We start from the raw sequence: 18,712 nt of genomic DNA on the forward strand, positions 1-18,712 counted from the left end.
GTTTTCCGGGAGAGACCTGCGTACCGTGGCGCGACAAGGGATTTCGCAGGTCGGGCGAGCCTGGAATCACGCTCCGTGTGGGCAAGCTCACCACTGGGGACGGGTCGAAGTGTCGTGTCGGCAGTCCCTAAACTCGGCTTGTTTCAAGGAGGGAGCCTCAATCGTGCGCAAGGTGCTCATCGCCAACCGTGGCGAAATCGCTGTCCGCGTGGCCCGGGCCTGTCGGGATGCCGGGATCGCGAGCGTGGCCGTCTACGCGGAGCCGGACCGTGACGCTCTGCATGTCCGCGCCGCGGATGAGGCGTTCGCCCTGGGCGGTGACACCCCGGCCACCAGCTACCTGGACATCGACAAGGTCCTCAAGGCGGCACGCGAGTCCGGGGCGGACGCGATCCACCCCGGCTACGGCTTCCTGTCGGAGAACGCCGACTTCGCCCAGGCCGTCCTGGACGCCGATCTGATCTGGATCGGCCCGCCCCCGCAGGCGATCCGCGACCTCGGCGACAAGGTCGCCGCCCGCCACATCGCCCAGCGCGCCGGCGCCCCGCTGGTCGCCGGCACCCCCGACCCGGTCTCCGGGGCGGAGGAGGTCGTCGCGTTCGCCGAGCAGCACGGCCTGCCGATCGCGATCAAGGCGGCCTTCGGCGGCGGCGGACGCGGCCTGAAGGTCGCCCGCACCCTCGAAGAGGTGCCGGAGCTGTACGAGTCGGCGGTGCGTGAGGCGGTCGCCGCGTTCGGGCGCGGGGAGTGCTTCGTCGAGCGCTACCTCGACAAGCCCCGGCACGTGGAGACCCAGTGCCTGGCCGACACCCACGGCAACGTCGTCGTGGTCTCCACGCGTGACTGCTCGCTGCAGCGCCGCCACCAGAAGCTGGTGGAGGAGGCCCCCGCGCCGTTCCTGTCCGAGGCGCAGGTCGCGGAGCTGTACTCGTCGTCGAAGGCGATCCTGAAGGAAGCCGGCTACGTCGGCGCCGGCACGGTGGAGTTCCTCGTCGGCAACGACGGCACGATCTCCTTCCTGGAGGTCAACACCCGCCTGCAGGTCGAGCACCCGGTCACCGAGGAAGTCGCCGGGATCGACCTGGTGCGGGAGATGTTCCGCATCGCCGACGGCGAGGCCCTCGGCTACGACGACCCGCCGCTGCGCGGACACTCCTTCGAGTTCCGTATCAACGGCGAGGACCCCGGCCGCAACTTCCTGCCCGCCCCGGGCACGGTGACCGCGTTCGCCCCGCCGTCGGGCCCGGGTGTGCGTCTGGACGCGGGCGTGGAGTCCGGCAGCGTCATCGGCCCCGCCTGGGACTCCCTGCTGGCCAAGCTGATCGTCACCGGCGCCACCCGCGAACAAGCACTCCAGCGCGCCTCCCGCGCCCTGGAGGAGTTCCAGGTCGAGGGCATGGCCACCGCCATCCCCTTCCACCGCGCGGTCGTCAAGGACCCGGCCTTCGCACCGGAACTGACCGGCTCCGCCGACCCGTTCACGGTCCACACCCGCTGGATCGAGACCGAGTTCGTCAACGAGATCAAGCCCTTCGCCGCCCCCGCCGACACCGACGCGGAGGAGGACACCGGCCGCGAGACCGTCGTCGTCGAGGTCGGCGGCAAGCGCCTGGAGGTCTCCCTGCCGGCCTCCCTCGGCATGACCCTCGCCCGCACCGGCCTCGCCGCCGGCGCCAAGCCCAAGCGCCGCGCCGCCAAGAAGTCCGGCCCCGCCGCCTCCGGCGACACCCTCGCCTCCCCCATGCAGGGCACCATCGTCAAGATCGCCGTCGAGGAAGGCCAGGAGGTCAAGGAGGGCGACCTGGTCGTCGTCCTGGAGGCCATGAAGATGGAACAGCCGCTCAACGCGCACAGGTCCGGCACCATCAAGGGCCTGTCCGCCGAGGTCGGCGCGTCCCTCACTTCCGGTGCCGTCATCTGCGAGATCAAGGACTGACGCATACGGCGGCCGAGGCGCCCGGTGGACTGGAGCAGTCAGTCCACCGGGCGCCTCGTCCTATGCTCGGTGGCATCGTGGAAGCACACCGGCGGGCGAGAGGGCAGGTGAGAGGGATGGTGGGCGCGACTGCCGGCGAGGGGGCGGGAAGCGGCGGCACGACGGCACCGCCGGCTGCGGCACGCGCCATGCGCGCCGACGCCCGCCGCAATCACGAGCGCCTGCTGGCCGAGGCCCGCTCCGCCTTCGCCGAGCACGGCACGGACGCGTCCCTGGAGGACGTGGCCCGGCGAGCGGGCGTGGGCATCGGCACCCTCTACCGTCACTTCCCCAACCGCGACGCCCTGTTGAGCGCGGTCTTCGAGGAGGCGGTCGGCGACCTGCTGACCCGCTCCCGGGAACTCCTGCGCTCGCCGGAGCCGTGCGCGGCCCTGGTGACATGGCTGCGCGAGATGGTCACCCACGCGGGCGAGTACCGCGGCCTGGCCCGCTCCCTGATGTCCGTCTCCTACGACGGCACCTCGGCCCTGGCCCGGTGCAGCGGCCCCATCACAGAGGCGGGCGGCGCGCTGCTGTCACGGGCCCAGGAGGCCGGCACCGTCCGCCCGGACGTGGCCATCACCGATCTGCTCCAACTCACCCACGCGATCGCGCTGGCGGCGGAGGAGACCCCGGGCGACCCGGACCTGGCGGACAGGTTGCTGCACCTGACGCTCCGGGGCCTGAAAGCCTCGTAGGGCAACGCCCCGGGGGCGCGGGGCACGATCGACATGCGGCTCCGCCGCGTGGGCGCGACCAGCCACACCCCACCCGCACCCGCACGTCCACGCGAAGCCCTACGGCGACCGGGCGAACCGAACCTACCGCCGCCGCAGGTCCGCGACGCGGGCCCGCTCCCGCTCGGCCCCTTGCTCCCCGAGCACCGCCGCCCCGGCCGGCCGCAACCCCGGCCCGCCCCCGGAGGGCCCCCGTCGCGGTCCCGGCAGCGCACGCTGCTGACGCCGCGCCGGGACCTCGTCACCCCCCGGCGCCCCGCTCGCCCCGGCCACGGCGATCTGCACCCCCTGATCGGCAAGGGCCTGCAACTCGGTGTGCGCACGGTCGTCGTGAGCGGGCGGTTCGTCGGTGACGAGCCGCGTGATGACGTCCGTCGGCACCGTCTGGAACATCGTGTCCGTGCCGAGCTTGGTGTGATCGGCGAGGACGACGACCTCCGCGGCCGCCTGGACGAGTGCCCGGTCGACGGACGCCGAGAGCATGTTGGACGTGGACAGCCCGCGCTCGGCGGTCAGGCCACTGCCGGAGAGGAAGGCACGCGACACCCGCAGCCCTTGCAGGGACTGCTCGGCTCCGCTGCCGACGAGGGCGTAGTTGGAGCCGCGGAGCGTGCCGCCGGTCATGACGACCTCGACCCGGTTGGCATGGGCCAACGCCTGTGCGACCAGGAGGGAGTTGGTGACGACGGTCAGTCCGGGCACGCGTGCGAGCCGGCGGGCCAGCTCCTGCGTGGTGGTTCCCGCCCCGACGACGATCGCCTCGCCCTCCTCCACGAAGTTCGCGGCGAGGTCGGCGATGGCCGTCTTCTCGGCGGTCGCGAGATGTGACTTCTGCGGAAAGCCGGACTCCCGCGTGAACCCGCCCGGCAATACCGCACCGCCGTGCCGGCGGTCGAGGAGTCCTTCTGCCTCCAGTGCGCGCACGTCCCGCCGTACGGTCACTTCGGAGGTCTGGACGACGCGGGCGAGCTCACGGAGCGACACGGCCCCGTTCGCTCGCACCATTTCGAGGATCAATTGGCGACGTTCTGCAGCGAACACGAAACTGACAGTAACCCCAACGACCGTCTGGTTTCAGCAGTTTGCGCCGAATAACAGAAGTTGTTCGCACGCAAGGGCGAGAAGTGGTATAGGGCCTAGTCCCGCCGCCTATGCCGCACGCATGCTCGACAACTCCCCGTGACCAGCGGGGAATCAGTTCCGGCCGTCAGAGTTCAGCACCGGACTTGCGTGTGTGCAACTGCCGTGCCACCTCGGCGATCGAGCCCGAAAGAGAGGGGTACACGGTGAAGGCGTTCGCGATCTGTTCGACCGTCAGATTGTTGTCGACCGCGATCGAGATCGGGTGGATGAGTTCCGAGGCGCGCGGGGAGACGACCACACCGCCGACCACGATGCCGGTGCCGGGGCGGCAGAAGATCTTGACGAAGCCGTCCCGGATGCCCTGCATCTTCGCGCGCGGGTTGCGCAGCAACGGCAGCTTGACGACCCGGGCGTCGATCTTGCCCGCGTCCACGTCGGCCTGCGAGTAGCCGACGGTGGCGATCTCGGGGTCGGTGAAGACGTTCGAGGACACCGTCTTCAGGTTCAGCGGGGCCACCGCGTCGCCCAGGAAGTGGTACATGGCGATACGTCCCTGCATCGCCGCCACCGAGGCGAGGGCGAAGACGCCGGTGACGTCACCGGCGGCGTACACGCCCGGCGCGGTCGTCCGCGACACCTTGTCGGTCCAGATGTGCCCGGAGTCGCGCAGCTTGACGCCGGCCTCCTCCAGGCCCATGCCCTCGCTGTTGGGGATGGCGCCGACGGCCATGAGGCAGTGGGTGCCGCTGATGACGCGCCCGTCGGCGAGGGTGACCTCGACCCGGTCACCGACCCGCTTGGCGGCGGCGGCACGCGAGCGGGCCATGACGTTCATGCCACGACGCCGGAAGACGTCCTCCAGGACGGCCGCGGCGTCCGGGTCCTCGCCCGGCAGCACGCGGTCCCGCGACGACACGAGGGTCACCCGCGAACCGAGTGCCTGGTAGGCACCGGCGAACTCGGCGCCGGTGACACCCGAGCCGACCACGATGAGCTCCTCGGGCAGCTCGTCGAGGTCGTAGACCTGGGTCCAGTTCAGGATGCGCTCGCCGTCGGGCTGGGCGTCGGGCAGCTCGCGCGGATGACCACCGGTGGCGATCAGGACCGCGTCCGCGACGAGCGTCTCCTCGCTCCCGTCGGCGGCCCGCACGACGACCTTCCGCGACCCGTCGAGGCCCTGCATGCCCTCCAGTCGCCCCCGGCCGCGCATCACCCGCGCACCGGCACGCGTGACGGAGGCGGTGATGTCATGGGACTGGGCGAGCGCGAGCCGCTTCACACGCCGGTTGACCTTGCCCAGATCGACGCCCACCACGCGCGCCGGCGTGTCGATGTGCGGCGTGTCGTCGGCGACGATGATCCCCAGCTCCTCGTAGGAGGAGTCGAAGGTGGTCATCACCTCGGCCGTGGCGATCAGGGTCTTGGACGGCACGCAGTCGGTGAGCACCGACGCCCCGCCCAGACCGTCGCAGTCGACGACGGTCACCTCCGCGCCGAGTTGAGCGGCGACCAGCGCCGCTTCGTATCCGCCGGGTCCGCCACCGATGATCACGATCCGAGTCACGTACTCCATTGTCCCGCACGCATCACCGTGGTACCGCCTGGGGGCCCGCCCGAGACACCACCGTTACGGGAGGGGCACAGGATGCACCTGCCGTACCCTCTCCCCATGTCGCTCTACGCCGCGTACGCCGGCAATCTCGACGCGCGGCTGATGACCCGCCGCGCCCCGCACTCGCCGCTGCGTGCCACGGGCTGGCTGAACGGGTGGCGGCTGACGTTCGGCGGCGAGCAGCTGGGCTGGGAGGGTGCGCTGGCGACGCTCGTCGAGGACCCCATGGAGCAGGTCTTCGTCGCGCTGTACGACATCGCCCCCATGGACGAGGACTCCCTGGACCGCTGGGAGGGCGTCGGCCTCGGCATCTACCGCCGCCTGCGGGTCCGGGTGCACACGCTGGAGGGCGAGGAGCCGGCCTGGACGTATGTGCTGAACGCCTACGAGGGCGGGCTGCCGTCGGCGCGCTACCTGGGCGAGATCGCGGACGCCGCGGAGTCGGCCGGGGCGCCCCACGACTACGTGATGGAGCTGCGCAAGCGCCCGTGCTGAGGCTCACCGGCCTCACACATCCCTCCAGTCCCCGCGTTCACAGGTTTCGTTGGAAACGACAAGACAACGATCGCCATCCCGTGAGCTCTGTCATCTACGCGCGTAGGCCCAAACCGGCTACCCTCAGTCGCGTGAACGCATCTCTTCTTCCGGACGACATCCAGGGCGACCCCCACGCCGCCGCCGACGCCGCCGCCGCGCGCCTGCGCGAACTCACCGGCGCCGAGACCCACGACGTCGCCCTCGTGATGGGCTCCGGCTGGGCTCCGGCCGTGGACGCCCTCGGCGCACCCGAGGCCGAGTTCCAGGTCACCGAGCTGCCCGGGTTCCCCCCGCCGGCGGTGGAAGGGCACGGCGGCAAGGTCCGCTCCTACCGGATCGGCAACAAGCGCGCCCTGGTCTTCCTCGGCCGCACCCACTACTACGAGGGCCGCGGCGTGGCCGCCGTCTCGCACGGCGTCCGCACCGCGGTGGCGGCCGGCTGCAAGACGATCGTCCTGACCAACGGCTGCGGCGGCCTGCGCGAGGGCATGCGCCCCGGCCAGCCGGTCCTGATCAGCGACCACATCAACCTGACGGCCACGTCGCCCATCATCGGCGCCAACTTCGTCGACCTCACCGACCTCTACTCCCCCCGCCTGCGCGCCCTGTGCAAGGAGATCGACCCCACCCTCGAAGAGGGCGTCTACGCCCAGTTCCCCGGCCCGCACTACGAGACGCCGGCCGAGATCCGCATGGCCCGCGTCATCGGCGCGGACCTGGTGGGCATGTCGACGGTCCTCGAAGCGATCGCCGCGCGCGAGGCGGGCGCGGAGGTGCTGGGCATCTCCCTGGTGACCAACCTCGCCGCGGGCATGACGGGCGAGCCCCTCAACCACGAGGAGGTCCTCCAGGCGGGCCGCGACAGCGCGACGCAGATGGGTGCACTGCTGGCGCAGGTGCTCGGCCGCCTGTAGTCGAGGGCCGGCGCCTACGGATACACGCCCGCGTGTCGTCCGGCGGGTCGCGCAGTTCCCCGCACCCCCAAAAGAGGGACGTCGCCCCCGCCAAGCCGTGACCGCGGCCGTCACAACCGTTCGCGCACTTCCCCGCGCCCCTGGGGCTCGCAGTCGCCCACGGCGGCAAGGGGACGTGCCGGGGGGTGTCCGCCCGCAGCGGCGGGCGTCAACACAGGGCACCCTTCTTCATGCCGGGCAACCGCCCGACCGAGGACGGACACCCCCCGGCACGGCCCCGACCCACAACGCACCCACAGGCGCCACACACGCCCCCACAGCCCGCAACGGGCCGCCGCAGGCACCACGACCGACAACGAGAGGCTGACCCCGACGTGCACGACGACCTCATCGCCCGCGCCAAGGCATGGCTCGCCGAGGACCCGGACCCGGAGACCCGCGACGAGCTCGCCGGCCTCATCGACACGGCGGACGTGGAAGAGCTCACCGCCCGCTTCAGCGGCACCCTCCAGTTCGGCACCGCGGGCCTGCGAGGCGAACTCGGCGCCGGCCCCATGCGCATGAACCGCACCGTCGTCATCCGCGCCGCCGCCGGCCTCGCCGCCTACCTCAAGAGCCAGGGCCACACCGACGGCCTCGTCGTCATCGGCTACGACGCCCGCCACAAGTCGGAGGACTTCGCCCGCGACACCGCCGCCGTCATGACCGGCGCGGGCCTGCGCGCAGCCGTACTTCCCCGCCCCCTCCCCACCCCGGTCCTCGCGTACGCGATAAGGCACCTCGGCGCGGCAGCCGGCGTAGAGGTCACCGCCAGCCACAACCCGCCCCGCGACAACGGCTACAAGGTCTACCTCGGCGACGGCTCCCAGATCGTCCCGCCCGCCGACGCCGGCATCGCCTCCGAGATCGACGCCGTAAGGTCCCTGAACGACGTCCCGCGCCCCGCCTCCGGCTGGGAAACCCTCGGCGACGAGGTCCTCGACGCCTACCTCGCCCGCACCGACGCGGTCCTCGCGCCCGGCTCCCCCCGCACCGCCCGCACCGTCTACACGCCGATGCACGGCGTCGGGAAGGACGTCCTCCTCGCTGCCTTCGAGCGCGCCGGCTTCCCCGTCCCCGCCCTCGTCGCCGAGCAGGCCGACCCCGACCCGGACTTCCCCACCGTCGCGTTCCCCAACCCGGAGGAACCCGGCGCGATGGACCTGGCCTTCGCGAAGGCCCGCGAGACGGACCCGGACCTCGTCATCGCCAACGACCCCGACGCGGACCGCTGCGCCGTGGCCGTCAAGGAGAACGCCGAGTGGCGCATGCTGCGCGGCGACGAGGTGGGGGCTCTCCTCGCCGCCCACCTGGTCAACCGCGGAGCGCGCGGCACGTTCGCCGAGTCGATCGTCTCCTCCTCCCTCCTCGGCCGGATCGCCGAGAAGGCGGGTCTGCCGTACGAGGAGACCCTCACCGGCTTCAAGTGGATCGCCCGCGTCGACGGCCTGCGCTACGGCTACGAGGAGGCCCTCGGCTACTGCGTGGACCCCGAGGGCGTACGCGACAAGGACGGCATCACGGCCGCCCTGCTGATCACCGAGCTCGCCTCCGCCCTCAAGGAGGAGGGCCGCAGCCTCCTCGGCCTCCTCGACGACATCGCCGTGGAGCACGGCCTGCACGCCACGGACCAGCTCTCGGTGCGCGTCGAGGACCTGTCGGTCATCGCCGACGCCATGCGCCGGCTGCGCGAGCAGCCGCCGACGGAGCTGGCCGGCCTGGCCATCACCCGGGCCGAGGACCTCACCCGGGGCACCGAGACGCTCCCGCCCACCGACGGTCTGCGCTACACCCTCGAAGGCGCCCGCGTCATCGTCCGCCCCAGCGGCACCGAGCCCAAGCTGAAGTGCTACCTGGAGGTCGTGGTGCCGGTGGCGACGCACGCCGACCTCCCGGCCGCCCGCGCCGAGGCGGCCGGCCTGCTGGCGACGATCAAGCGGGACCTGTCGACGGCGGCGGGCATCTGAGCCGTACGCCGCCTTCCTGATCGTTCCCGGAAGGGTGCCCCCATGCGGAGGCACCCTTCCGGGCGTGCCGCTCCCCCTGCGCCTGTCCCGCGCCTCCCGCCGCTACCGGGCGCCGGCACTCACGGTGGCGGTGGCTCGGCGTACAGGGGCGGGTACATGGCGCTGGTGTGGTCGCGGACACGTACATGACGCTGCTGCGGTCGCGGACACGTACATGACGCTGCTGCGGACACGCTCATGGCGCCGGTGCGGTCACAGACCCCCTGAAGCACGGCAAGCCGATCGCCGGCGCCCGAGCCCACAGCCAGCTCAATTAGCCGATCATCGGCACCCGGGCCCACAGCTCACTCAGCCGATCATCGGCACTCGGGCCCGCGGTCCGCGGACCCCTCAGCCGATCGCCAGCAGGATCACCAGCAGCACGGCGCCCGCGACGACCGGTCCCGCCACCTCGTAGGCCCAGCGCACGGTCACCTCACCCTGCGCGGACTCCGCGTGTTCCCCTTGCTCCAGCAGTTCCCGCAGGTCGTCCATGACCTTGTCGGTCTCGGCCCGCATCGGACCGTCCGCGTCGACGTCCCCGCGCGGCGCGCCGAACCCGAGCCCGCCGAATCCCGCGCTGCCGCCCGTACGGCCGCCGCGGTCACCGCGTCCCGAGGCCGCGCGGGCCGAACGCTGCGCGGCCTTCTTGCGGGCCCGCAGCGAGACCGGAATCGCCCACAGCTGGAACTTGGTGCCGGACTTGGCGACGACCTCGTTCGAGTAGCCGGAGCGCAGCGCGGCGACCTGTCCCCAGGGCAGCACGATCACGCGAAGCGGATTGCGGATGCGCAGCCGGTCCTCGTTGGCGTGGACGGCGGGGCGCATGGTGAACGCCGTCACCAGCGGCACGAGGAGGATGAGCGCCGCGAGGGCCAGCCACTGGGTGTGTCCCTCGCCGCGCAGCAGGGCGTCGAGGCCGAGCCAGAGCACGATGACCAGCAGGGCGACTCCACCGACGATGCCCATGGGTGAGCGGTACACCCGGTCCTTCGACGTGGGGTCCGGGGAGGGGGACGGGTGTTCGGGGGTCGTCATGGGGCCGATTGTGCCGTACGGCTGTGCCGCTCGGCCGATCGCCCACTCGCCGTGAGGGAGCATGTCCGGTGCGCGAGCGCGAGTCGACCGTGGCCGGTCGCGCGGTTCCCCGCTCCCCCGAGGGCATGACGGCCCCGGACTTTCCAGTCATCCGTCCCCTCGGGGTGTACAGCCGCTACGCGCGTAGATATGCTCGTCTGGTGACCATGCCCACCAATGCATCTGCCGCAGCTCACGCACTCACGGACGTCACCGCGTCCGACAGCACGCTGCGCCGCTTCCTCCACGGGCTGCCGGGTGTCGACGCGGTCGGCCTGGAGGGGCGGGCCGCGTCCCTCGGTACCCGTTCCATCAAGACGACCGCCAAGGCGTACGCCATCGACCTCGCCATCTCGATGGTCGACCTGACGACGCTGGAAGGCGCGGACACCCCGGGCAAGGTCCGGGCGCTCGGCGCCAAGGCGGTCCACCCCGACCCGACCGACCGCACGACGCCCTCGACGGCCGCCGTCTGCGTCTACCCCGACATGGTGGCCACCGCCAAGGAGGCCGTCGCCGCCTCGACCGTGAAGGTCGCCTCCGTCGCCACCGCCTTCCCCGCGGGCCGCGCACCCCTGGCGGTGAAGCTGGCCGACGTCCGTGAGGCCGTCGCCGCCGGCGCCGACGAGATCGACATGGTCATCGACCGGGGCGCGTTCCTCGCCGGGAACTACATGAAGGTGTACGACGAGATCGTCGCCGTGAAGGAGGCCTCCGGGGCGGCCCGCCTCAAGGTCATCTTCGAGACCGGCGAGCTGTCGACGTACGACAACATCCGGCGGGCCAGCTGGCTCGGCATGCTGGGCGGCGCCGACTTCATCAAGACGTCCACCGGCAAGGTCGCCGTGAACGCCACGCCCGCGAACACCCTCCTTATGCTGGAAGCGGTGCGGGACTTCCGCGCCCAGACCGGCATCCAGGTCGGTGTGAAGCCGGCCGGCGGGATCAGGACGACCAAGGACGCCATCAAGTTCCTCGTGCTGGTCAACGAGACCGCCGGCGAGGACTGGCTGGACAACCACTGGTTCCGCTTCGGCGCCTCCTCGCTTCTGAACGACCTGCTGATGCAGCGGCAGAAGCTGGCCACCGGCCGCTACTCCGGCCCCGACTACGTGACGGTGGACTGATCACCATGGCATCGGTATTCGAATACGCACCGGCCCCCGAGTCCCGCTCGATCGTCGACATCGCGCCGTCGTACGGCCTGTTCATCGACGGCGAGTTCGTGGAGGCGGCCGACGGCAAGGTCTTCAAGACCGTCTCGCCGTCCTCCGAGGAGGTCCTCTCCGAGATCGCCCAGGCCGGCGAGGCGGACGTGGACCGTGCCGTGAAGGCCGCCCGCAAAGCGTTCGAGAAGTGGTCGGCGCTGCCGGGCTCCGAGCGCGCGAAGTACCTCTTCCGCATCGCCCGGATCATCCAGGAGCGCAGCCGCGAGCTGGCCGTCCTGGAGACCCTGGACAACGGCAAGCCGATCAAGGAGACCCGCGACGCGGACCTCCCGCTGGTCGCCGCGCACTTCTTCTACTACGCGGGCTGGGCCGACAAGCTCGACCACGCCGGCTTCGGCGCGAACCCGCAGCCGCTGGGCGTGGCCGGCCAGGTCATCCCCTGGAACTTCCCCCTCCTCATGCTGGCGTGGAAGATCGCCCCCGCGCTCGCCACCGGGAACACGGTGGTGCTGAAGCCCGCCGAGACGACCCCGCTGTCGGCCCTGTTCTTCGCCGACATCTGCCGGCAGGCGGGCCTGCCCAAGGGCGTCGTCAACATCCTTCCCGGATACGGCGACGCGGGCGCCGCGGTCGTCGCGCACCCCGACGTGAACAAGGTCGCCTTCACCGGCTCCACGGCCGTCGGCAAGGAGATCGCCCGCACGGTCGCCGGCACCCGCAAGAAGGTCACCCTGGAACTGGGCGGCAAGGGCGCCAACATCGTCTTCGACGACGCCCCGATCGACCAGGCCGTCGAGGGCATCGTCAACGGCATCTTCTTCAACCAGGGCCAGGTCTGCTGCGCCGGCAGCCGGCTGCTGGTCCAGGAGTCGGTCGAGGAGGAGCTGCTGGAGTCCCTCAAGCGCAGGCTCTCCACGCTCCGGCTGGGCGACCCGCTGGACAAGAACACCGACATCGGCGCGATCAACTCCGAGGAGCAGCTGACCCGCATCACCTCGCTCGTCGAGCAGGGCGAGGCGGAGGGCGCCGAGCGCTGGTCGCCGGCCTGCGAGATCCCGACCGCCGGCTACTGGTTCGCCCCGACGCTCTTCACCAACGTCACCCAGGCGCACCGCATCGCCCGCGACGAGATCTTCGGCCCGGTCCTGTCGGTCCTCACCTTCCGCACGCCGGACGAGGCCGTCGCCAAGGCCAACAACACGCCGTACGGCCTGTCGGCGGGCATCTGGACGGAGAAGGGGTCGCGGATCCTCGCGGTCGCGAACAAGCTCCGGGCCGGCGTCGTCTGGTCCAACACGTTCAACAAGTTCGACCCGGCCTCGCCGTTCGGCGGTTACAAGGAGTCGGGCTTCGGCCGCGAGGGCGGCCGCCACGGACTGGAGGCGTACCTCGCCCCGTCGAGCCCGGAGGGCGAGCGATGAAAAACACAGTTGACGCGACCCGACTCTCCGTCCTCAAGACCTACAAGCTGTACGTCGGGGGCAAGTTCCCCCGCTCCGAAAGCGGCCGGGTGTACGAAGTGACCGACTCCAAGGGCAACTGGCTGGCGAACGTACCGCTGTCGTCGCGCAAGGACGCCCGTGACGCGGTCGTCGCGGCCCGCAAGGCGTTCGGGGCGTGGTCCGGGGCGACGGCGTACAACCGCGGTCAGATCCTGTACCGCATCGCCGAGATGCTGGAGGGCCGGCGCGAGCAGTACGTCCGCGAAGTCGCCGACGCCGAGGGCCTGTCGAAGTCGAAGGCGGCGGCGCAGGTCGACGCGGCGATCGACCGCTGGGTCTGGTACGCGGGCTGGACGGACAAGATCGCCCAGGTCGTGGGCGGCGGCAACCCGGTCGCGGGCCCGTTCTTCAACCTGTCCTCGCCCGAGCCGACGGGCGTGGTGGCCGTCCTGGCCCCCCAGGAGTCCTCCTTCCTGGGCCTGGTCTCGGTCCTCGCCCCGGTGATCGCGACCGGCAACACGGCGATCGTGGTGGCGTCGGAGAAGTCCCCGCTGCCCGCCCTGTCCCTGGGCGAGGTCCTGGCCACCTCCGACCTGCCGGGCGGTGTCGTCAACGTCCTGTCCGGCCGTACGGCGGAGATCGCCACGCCGCTCGCCGCGCACCAGGACGTCAACGCGATCGACCTGGCCGGTGCCGGCGAGGAGCTCGCGAAGGAGCTGGAGATCGCGGCGGCGGACAACCTCAAGCGCGTCCTGCGTCCACAGCCTGTGGACCACACCGCCACGCCCGGCATCGACCGTATGACGGCGTTCCTGGAGACGAAGACGGTCTGGCACCCGACGGGTTCGCTGGGCGCGTCCGGCTCGTCGTACTGAGAACCGGCCGGCACGAGGACCGGAGAGCCGCGCTTCCCCGCCGTCCCGGGGAGGCGCGGCTCTCTGCCGCACGCCGGCACGGGGCAGCCGGGTGAACGCCACCTGCAGTCGAGGTGTGATCCGCGCATCAAACGTGGTCCGCCGGGTCGTTCACCGGCCCGTCGATGCCGCACACTGGTGTCCCGTGAGTTCCCAACCGCCCATACCGACGCGAGTCGTGCTGCTCTGCGGCCCCTCCGGCTCCGGCAAGTCCCTTCTCGCCGCCCGCTCCGGCCTTCCGGTCCTGCGGCTCGACGACTTCTACAAAGAGGGCGACGACCCGACCCTGCCCCTGGTCCCGGGGAGCTCCGACATCGACTGGGACCACCCCGGCTCCTGGGACGCCGACACGGCCGTCGCGGCGATCACCGAGCTGTGCCGCACGGGCCGCACCGACGTGCCGGTGTACGACATCTCGCTGAGCGCGCGCACCGGCGCGGAGACCGTCGACATCGGGCGCACCCCGCTCTTCCTCGCCGAGGGGATCTTCGCGGCCGAGATCGTCGACCGCTGCCGTGAACTCGGCGTCCTGGCCGACGCGCTGTGCCTGAGCCGCGGTCCGCTGCGCACCTTCCGCCGCCGCTTCCTGCGCGACCTGAAGGAGGGCCGCAAGTCGGTGCCCTTCCTGCTGCGCCGCGGCTGGCGCCTGATGCGCCTGGAGCGCTCGATCATCGCCCACCAGACGTCCCTGGGCGCCTACGCCTGCGACCGTGACGAGGCCCTCGGCCGGCTCACGGCGGCCGCCGCGGGCCGCTGTCCGGCGGCCACCCCGGCAGCCTGAACGAAGCCGGCGCCCACCCCGTCGTAGGACCGTGAAGAAACGCTCCTGTGTCCCGTGGAAGATGATGAAGGTCCGCTGAGCACACAGCGAAGCGGGACTGGACGGACCCCCCGGCCCTCCAGCCCCGCTGTCGTTGTGCTCCGCCCACGTCCCCCGTGGCGGAGCACCCCCCGTTCCCCCGTGGGTTCCCCGTGGGCCCCCCAGCCCCCGTGGATCCCCCCACTTGTGACCGCTCCCCCGCGGTCCCCCCCAGACCTTCAGGCGACAAGCTCCCCGAAGGCGTCCTCCTCGTCACGGCCGAAGCTGAGGACCTCGTCCTCGCGCAGCCGGCGGAGCGACCGCCAGATGCTGGACTTCACCGTGCCGACACTGATGTCGAGGATGTCCGCGATCTCCGGGTCGGTGCGGCCCTCGTAGTAACGAAGGACCAGCATCGTCCGCTGGAGTTCGGGCAGCCGGGCCAGCGCCTGCCACAGGACCGCGCGCAGTTCGGTGCCGCGCATCGCGTCCGTGTCGCCGGGCGTCTCCGGCAGCTCCTCGGTCGGGTACTCGTTCAGCTTGCGGCGGCGCCACGCGCTGATGTGCAGGTTCGTCATCGTCCGCCGCAGGTAGCCCCCTACGGCGGCCTTGTCGCTGATCCGGTCCCACGCCTTGTACGTCGAGAACAGCGCGCTCTGGAGCAGGTCCTCGGCCTCGAAGCGGTCTCCGGTCAGGTGGTAGGCGGTCGCGTACAGGGAGGCGCGGCGCTCCTGGACGTAGGCGGTGAACTCCGCCTCCGACAGCGAGCGACGACGCTCCCCCGAGTCCTCCCTGTACGCGCTTCCCCCGTGCGGTTCCCCCGTGAAACCGTCAACCACCGTCATGTACGCGGTGTGCTGACGCCCGGTGCCGCGAGCGCACCCCCGCCCTCCCCCACGCTCGAATCCGCTCGCGCGGGAGGGACCCCCATCAGCACCGGACTTCTCCGAACCCCGGCCCCCGTTCACGTCGTGCAGACGCGTGATCACTGCGCTGGTGCTGGTGCCGTGCAGCGTGTTCATCTCGCGCCCCCCGTCGTGGACTTCCGGTGTTCTGCCTGGTGCGTCCTGCTGTGTTGCGTCCTGCTGTGTTGCCTGTGCCGAAAAGCTTGCCCGGGCACTTTCATCGCCGTGTCCGCCGACTGTCACAGAGCTGTCACAGGGGCCTGTGTCAGAGCCCGCCCCCAGCGCCGGCACAGCGCGAACACAGCCGGCAGCGCTACGCACACGTATCCCTACTGCTCGTACAGGAGTCGAAAGACCACCCCCGCATGGGCCAGAATGACCCCCGTGCCTTCCCTGTTGCTGATCGAGGACGACGACGCCATCCGTACGGCCCTGGAGCTCTCACTGACGCGCCAGGGACACCGTGTGGCCACCGCTGCCACCGGCGAGGACGGTCTCAAACTGCTGCGTGAACAGCGGCCGGACCTGATCGTGCTGGACGTGATGCTGCCCGGCATCGACGGGTTCGAGGTGTGCCGGCGCATCCGGCGCACGGACCAGCTGCCGATCATCCTGCTGACCGCGCGCAGCGACGACATCGACGTCGTGGTCGGACTGGAGTCCGGCGCCGACGACTACGTCGTCAAACCCGTACAGGGGCGCGTCCTCGACGCCCGGATCCGGGCCGTGCTGCGGCGCGGCGAGCGGGAGTCGAACGACGCCGCGGCCTTCGGCAGCCTGGTCATCGACCGCGCGGCCATGACCGTCACCAAGAACGGCGAGGACCTCCAGCTCACCCCGACCGAGCTGCGTCTGCTGCTCGAACTGAGCCGCCGCCCGGGCCAGGCCCTGTCCCGCCAGCAGCTGCTGCGCCTCGTCTGGGAGCACGACTACCTGGGTGACTCCCGTCTGGTGGACGCCTGCGTGCAGCGCCTGCGCGCCAAGGTCGAGGACGTCCCCTCCTCCCCCACGCTCATCCGTACCGTCCGTGGTGTCGGCTACCGCCTGGACGCGCCTCAGTGACACAAGCGCAAGGGGGGGTCCGCGGCTGGTTCGCGGCTCGCAAGGGGGTGTGGTCGAGGCTGCGTTTCACGAGCCTGCGCCTGCGCCTGGTCGTCGTCTTCGGCCTCGTCGCGCTCACGGCCGCCGTGTCCGCGTCCGGCATCGCCTACTGGCTCAACCGCGAGGCGGTGCTGACCCGCACGCAGGACGCGGTGCTGCGCGACTTCGAGCAGGAGATGCAGAACCGCGCGGGCCTGCTGCCCGAGGAGCCCACGCAGGACGAGCTCCAGCACACCGCCGGTCAGATGGCCAGCAGCAGCCAGCGCTTCAGCGTGCTCCTGGTGGCCCAGGACGCCTACGGCAGCTCCGGCGGCCTGGACGGCTTCACCCTGGCGGACGTACCGAAGTCCCTGCGCACGGCGGTGAACGAGAAGCAGGAGGTCAACTCCTCCAACAAGGCCGAGTACCACCTGTACTGGCAGCGGATAGTGGAGGACGACACCCCGTATCTGATCGCCGGCACCAAGGTCAACGGCGGCGGTCCGACCGGCTACATGCTCAGGTCCCTGGAGCAGGAGGCGAAGGACCTCAACTCCCTCGCCTGGTCCCTCGGCATCGCCACCGGCCTGGCCCTGATCGGCTCCGCGCTGCTCGCGCAGGCCGCCGCCACGACCGTACTGAAGCCGGTCCAGCGGCTCGGCGTCGCGGCCCGCCGCCTCGGCGAGGGCAAACTCGACACCCGCCTGCGCGTCTCGGGCACCGACGAACTGGCCGACCTGTCCCGGACGTTCAACAACGCCGCGGCCGCACTGGAGAAAAGGGTCGCCGACATGGCCTCCCGCGACGAGTCGTCCCGCCGTTTCGTGGCAGACATGTCCCACGAACTGCGCACCCCCCTCACCGCGATCACGGCCGTGACCGAGGTCCTGGAGGAGGAGCTGGAAGCGGAGTCCGGCTCGATGGACCCCATGATCGAGCCGGCCGTACGCCTCGTGGTCAGCGAGACCCGCCGCCTGAACGACCTGGTCGAGAACCTCATGGAGGTCACCCGCTTCGACGCGGGCACGGCCCGCCTGGTCCTCGACCACGTCGACATCGCCGACCAGATCACGGCCTGCATCGACGCCCGGGCCTGGCTGGACGCGGTCGACCTGGACGCCGAGCGCGGCATCATGGCCCGCCTCGACCCCCGCCGCCTGGACGTCATCCTCGCCAACCTCATCGGCAACGCCCTCAAGCACGGCGGCTCACCGGTACGCGTGGCGGTCCGGGTGACGGACGACGAGATCGTCATCGCCGTACGCGACCACGGCCCCGGCATCCCCGAGGACGTCCTGCCGCACGTCTTCGACCGCTTCTACAAGGCCAGCGCGTCCCGCCCCCGCTCCGAGGGCAGCGGCCTGGGCCTCTCCATCGCCCTGGAGAACGCCCACATCCACGGCGGCGAGATCACGGCCGCCAACTCCCCCGAGGGCGGCGCGGTCTTCACCCTGCGCCTCCCCAGGGACACCTCGGAGGCAACGACCAACGCGGACGAGAACCCCGAGCACAATCCACAAAAGGGAGACGCGTAATGCCAAGGCGCCGCCTCCTGACCCTGACCGCCCTCTCCGCCACGCTCCTCACGGCCTGCGGCATACGCTCCACGGAGGTCCCGACCGACTTCGGTCCGGCCCCGTCCCGCGTGCACTGCTCCCTCTCCGAACCGAACGTCTCGACGCAGGCCGCACGGGGCCTGCCGGTCCAGGTGTTCCTGCTGTGCGGCTCCCAACTGGTGGCGGTGGACCGGACGGTACGCGTACCCGACGGCACGGCGGACTCCGCCCGCCGCGTCCTGGTGGCCCAGGGCCTCCTGGACGAACTGGAGGCGACCCCGTCGGCCGCGGAGAAGGAGGCCGGCTTCACCACGGACGTCCGGGGCGCCATGGGAGTCACCGGCCCACGCCCCGACGACCCCGACGAGACCCTCCGCCTGAGCACACCCCCCGACGACCTCACGTCGTACGCCCTGGCCCAGATCGTCTGTACCTTCTCCGACTCCTCGGCGGCCGAGGGCGACGGCTCGGTGATCCTGGGCGGCCCGACCCGGGACACCCCCCGCCGCTACGAGTGCACCGACGAGGTCCGCACCCGCCCCGGCAGCAACGAGCCCCCCTCGACCGAAGTGACCGACGGCTGACCCCGGTACGACGTCCGCGGCCGCATCGTGGCCGCTCGCGCAGTTCCCCGCGCCCCTCAAGGCAGGGCGTTGCAGAGGGCCCGCGCCAAGCCGTGACCCCCGCCGCCACAACCGCTCGCGCAGTTCCCCGCGCCCCTGAAAGCAGGGCGTTGCAGAGGGCCCGCGCCAAACCGTGACCCCCGCCGCCACAACCGTTCACGCAGTTCCCCGCGCCCCTGGGGCGTTCCAGCCGCGTACGGCGGCAAGGGGACGTGCCGGGGGGTGTCCGCCCGCAGCGGCGGGC

At 71.4% G+C, this 18,712-nt stretch carries 16 protein-coding genes; 12 read left to right on the forward strand and 4 right to left on the reverse strand.

The genetic code is table 11. The annotated features are described in order from the left end of the window. Positions 1-163 precede the first annotated feature (163 nt). Positions 164-1,936: an acetyl/propionyl/methylcrotonyl-CoA carboxylase subunit alpha gene (locus AC3ETA_RS32355; protein WP_432196447.1), complete on the forward strand. Its 1,773-nt coding sequence runs from the start codon at positions 164-166 to the stop codon at positions 1,934-1,936. Positions 1,937-2,124: 188 nt separating this feature from the next. Next, positions 2,125-2,673 (forward strand): TetR/AcrR family transcriptional regulator, encoded by a 549-nt coding sequence (locus tag AC3ETA_RS32360; RefSeq protein ID WP_488187192.1) that lies wholly within the window; start codon positions 2,125-2,127, stop codon positions 2,671-2,673. 123 nt (positions 2,674-2,796) lie between these two features. Here AC3ETA_RS32360 and AC3ETA_RS32365 read toward each other — a convergent pair whose 3' ends face one another. Both AC3ETA_RS32365 and AC3ETA_RS32370 read right to left on the reverse strand, forming a co-directional pair. Further along, on the reverse strand, positions 2,797-3,753 hold the full coding sequence (locus AC3ETA_RS32365) for a DeoR/GlpR family DNA-binding transcription regulator (protein ID WP_432196449.1): 957 nt from the start codon (positions 3,751-3,753) through the stop codon (positions 2,797-2,799). A gap of 166 nt (positions 3,754-3,919) precedes the next feature. Then, the gene (locus AC3ETA_RS32370) at positions 3,920-5,368 is read right to left on the reverse strand and encodes an NAD(P)H-quinone dehydrogenase (RefSeq protein WP_432196450.1); all 1,449 of its coding nucleotides are present in this window, start codon (positions 5,366-5,368) and stop codon (positions 3,920-3,922) included. Between the two features lie 96 nt (positions 5,369-5,464). Between AC3ETA_RS32370 and AC3ETA_RS32375 the strand changes: the two genes are divergently transcribed. The 3 genes from AC3ETA_RS32375 to AC3ETA_RS32385 all read left to right on the forward strand — a co-directional run bounded on the left by AC3ETA_RS32375 (position 5,465) and on the right by AC3ETA_RS32385 (position 8,864). Then, entirely contained in the window at positions 5,465-5,902 is a 438-nt protein-coding gene (locus AC3ETA_RS32375) for a gamma-glutamylcyclotransferase family protein (RefSeq protein WP_432196451.1), read from the forward strand. Between the two features lie 131 nt (positions 5,903-6,033). Then, on the forward strand, positions 6,034-6,858 hold the full coding sequence (locus AC3ETA_RS32380; RefSeq protein WP_432196452.1) for a purine-nucleoside phosphorylase: 825 nt from the start codon (positions 6,034-6,036) through the stop codon (positions 6,856-6,858). Positions 6,859-7,232: 374 nt separating this feature from the next. Continuing rightward, entirely contained in the window at positions 7,233-8,864 is a 1,632-nt protein-coding gene (locus AC3ETA_RS32385; RefSeq protein ID WP_432196453.1) for a phospho-sugar mutase, read from the forward strand. Between the two features lie 390 nt (positions 8,865-9,254). On the opposite strand, the gene AC3ETA_RS32390 is transcribed toward AC3ETA_RS32385, so the two are convergent. Next, on the reverse strand, positions 9,255-9,941 hold the full coding sequence (locus AC3ETA_RS32390; RefSeq protein ID WP_432196454.1) for a PH domain-containing protein: 687 nt from the start codon (positions 9,939-9,941) through the stop codon (positions 9,255-9,257). Between the two features lie 200 nt (positions 9,942-10,141). Here AC3ETA_RS32390 and deoC point away from each other — a divergent pair, with 200 nt between their 5' ends. From deoC to AC3ETA_RS32410, 4 genes are all read left to right on the forward strand, one after another. After that, the gene (gene deoC / locus AC3ETA_RS32395) at positions 10,142-11,107 is read left to right on the forward strand and encodes a deoxyribose-phosphate aldolase (RefSeq protein ID WP_432196455.1); all 966 of its coding nucleotides are present in this window, start codon (positions 10,142-10,144) and stop codon (positions 11,105-11,107) included. 5 nt (positions 11,108-11,112) lie between these two features. Then, positions 11,113-12,570 (forward strand): aldehyde dehydrogenase family protein, encoded by a 1,458-nt coding sequence (locus AC3ETA_RS32400; RefSeq protein WP_432196456.1) that lies wholly within the window; start codon positions 11,113-11,115, stop codon positions 12,568-12,570. Next, positions 12,567-13,466, forward strand: coding sequence for an aldehyde dehydrogenase family protein (locus AC3ETA_RS32405; protein WP_432196457.1), 900 nt, complete (start codon positions 12,567-12,569; stop codon positions 13,464-13,466). The genes AC3ETA_RS32400 and AC3ETA_RS32405 overlap by 4 nt, the downstream gene beginning before the upstream one ends. 184 nt (positions 13,467-13,650) lie before the next feature. Then, positions 13,651-14,286 carry a uridine kinase family protein gene (locus AC3ETA_RS32410; RefSeq protein WP_432196458.1) on the forward strand — a complete coding sequence of 212 codons (636 nt, stop codon included), beginning with the start codon at positions 13,651-13,653 and terminating at the stop codon, positions 14,284-14,286. A 257-nt stretch (positions 14,287-14,543) separates the two neighbouring features. On the opposite strand, the gene AC3ETA_RS32415 is transcribed toward AC3ETA_RS32410, so the two are convergent. Next, positions 14,544-15,326, reverse strand: a complete 783-nt coding sequence (locus AC3ETA_RS32415; protein WP_432196459.1) for a SigE family RNA polymerase sigma factor — start codon at positions 15,324-15,326, stop codon at positions 14,544-14,546. Between the two features lie 267 nt (positions 15,327-15,593). Between AC3ETA_RS32415 and afsQ1 the strand changes: the two genes are divergently transcribed. From afsQ1 to AC3ETA_RS32430, 3 genes are read left to right on the forward strand one after another with little or no spacing between them, the layout of a single operon-like run. After that, on the forward strand, positions 15,594-16,271 hold the full coding sequence (gene afsQ1, locus AC3ETA_RS32420) for a two-component system response regulator AfsQ1 (RefSeq protein ID WP_041819431.1): 678 nt from the start codon (positions 15,594-15,596) through the stop codon (positions 16,269-16,271). Beyond that, positions 16,268-17,824, forward strand: coding sequence for an ATP-binding protein (locus tag AC3ETA_RS32425; RefSeq protein ID WP_432196460.1), 1,557 nt, complete (start codon positions 16,268-16,270; stop codon positions 17,822-17,824). Before afsQ1 ends, AC3ETA_RS32425 begins: the two co-directional genes overlap by 4 nt. Next, the gene (locus tag AC3ETA_RS32430) at positions 17,824-18,429 is read left to right on the forward strand and encodes a hypothetical protein (protein ID WP_432196461.1); all 606 of its coding nucleotides are present in this window, start codon (positions 17,824-17,826) and stop codon (positions 18,427-18,429) included. The genes AC3ETA_RS32425 and AC3ETA_RS32430 overlap by 1 nt, the downstream gene beginning before the upstream one ends. Positions 18,430-18,712: the final 283 nt, after the last annotated feature.

This window comes from Streptomyces sp. bgisy027 (genome assembly GCF_057710365.1).

Excerpts from the sequence above, each read along its gene's own strand:
- AC3ETA_RS32360 (WP_488187192.1), top strand. The coding sequence starts at position 2,125 with ATGCGCGCCGACGCCCGCCGCAATCACGAGCGCCTGCTGGCCGAGGCC.
- AC3ETA_RS32370 (WP_432196450.1), bottom strand. The coding sequence starts at position 5,368 with ATGGAGTACGTGACTCGGATCGTGATCATCGGTGGCGGACCCGGCGGA.
- AC3ETA_RS32375 (WP_432196451.1), top strand. The coding sequence starts at position 5,465 with ATGTCGCTCTACGCCGCGTACGCCGGCAATCTCGACGCGCGGCTGATG.
- AC3ETA_RS32390 (WP_432196454.1), bottom strand. The coding sequence starts at position 9,941 with ATGACGACCCCCGAACACCCGTCCCCCTCCCCGGACCCCACGTCGAAG.
- AC3ETA_RS32400 (WP_432196456.1), top strand. The coding sequence starts at position 11,113 with ATGGCATCGGTATTCGAATACGCACCGGCCCCCGAGTCCCGCTCGATC.
- AC3ETA_RS32405 (WP_432196457.1), top strand. The coding sequence starts at position 12,567 with ATGAAAAACACAGTTGACGCGACCCGACTCTCCGTCCTCAAGACCTAC.
- AC3ETA_RS32415 (WP_432196459.1), bottom strand. The coding sequence starts at position 15,326 with ATGAACACGCTGCACGGCACCAGCACCAGCGCAGTGATCACGCGTCTG.
- AC3ETA_RS32430 (WP_432196461.1), top strand. The coding sequence starts at position 17,824 with ATGCCAAGGCGCCGCCTCCTGACCCTGACCGCCCTCTCCGCCACGCTC.